This window comes from Marinobacter sp. UBA3604 (assembly GCF_002375325.1).
Taxonomy (GTDB): domain Bacteria; phylum Pseudomonadota; class Gammaproteobacteria; order Pseudomonadales; family Oleiphilaceae; genus Marinobacter; species Marinobacter salarius.
Map to the genome: position 1 here is coordinate 13,370 of NZ_DFMB01000018.1, position 832 is coordinate 14,201.

The 832-nt window shown below is 57.2% G+C and carries 1 protein-coding gene and 1 pseudogene; one reads left to right on the forward strand and one right to left on the reverse strand.

Going from position 1 to position 832, the window contains the following annotated elements; translation table 11 throughout:
* Positions 1–146, reverse strand: a 146-nt coding sequence (locus tag B2590_RS05475) for a MerR family transcriptional regulator (protein ID WP_286847894.1), incomplete at its 3' end; no start/stop codon positions are given.
* A 97-nt stretch (positions 147–243) separates the two neighbouring features.
* Between B2590_RS05475 and B2590_RS05480 the strand changes: the two are divergent.
* Positions 244–804: pseudogene (locus B2590_RS05480) on the forward strand (cation transporter); the annotation flags it as partial.
* Positions 805–832 lie beyond the last annotated feature (28 nt).

An 832-nucleotide genomic window follows, 5' to 3' on the forward strand; every position in this document is an offset into this window, starting at 1 on the left:
AAGGCCAGTCGCTCAACATGCCGTTCAGTGTAAATACGGTAGCCGTTGTCCTGACGATCCGGCGGTGGTAACAAGCCCTCTCGCTCATAGAAACGGATGGTCTGGGTGTCAACCCCTACGGACCGCGCCAACTGACCAATGCGCATCGGGTGTCTCCTCAACAAATGGTATCTGCTCTATTGACCTTATAGTGGCTATATGGTTTTAAATCATAATCCGACAATACGCAAGTGGAGCCGTATCATGAGTAAATCCTGTGAAGGCGCCTGTGGCTGCGACGCAACACCCGCCGAGGGTAACGCCGGGTCGGAGGCCTCTGAAGCGTCCGGCAACTGGATCAGTGTGTATACCGTACCGAAGATGGATTGTCCTTCGGAGGAACGGATGATTCGACTGGCCCTGAATGGTTTTGAAGACATTCGCGGGCTGTCCTTCGACCTGTCTGATCGGCGGTTGAAGGTTGTGCACGATGGCGAGGCTGAGCCTATCACCGCGAAGCTGGCGACCCTCGGGCTGGGAGCTTCGCTTCAGGAAACGGCCGCTGCCGACCCTGAATCAATCAAGGCGCTCGGGGGTACGGCTATCTCGGCCGAGCAGGAGTCGGGCACCCTGCGTTGGTTGCTCGGTATCAATGCTGTCCTGTTTGTGGTGGAAATGACGGTCGGCCTGATCGCGCACTCCACCGGTTTGATTGCAGAATCCCTGGACAATTTTGCCGACGCGGCCGTGTATGGGCTCGCCCTGTATGCGGTTGGGCACAGCGTGAAAATGCAGGTGCGTGCGGAGCATCTTGCGGGCGTACTCTAACTGATACTGGCTGTGGGCGTACTCG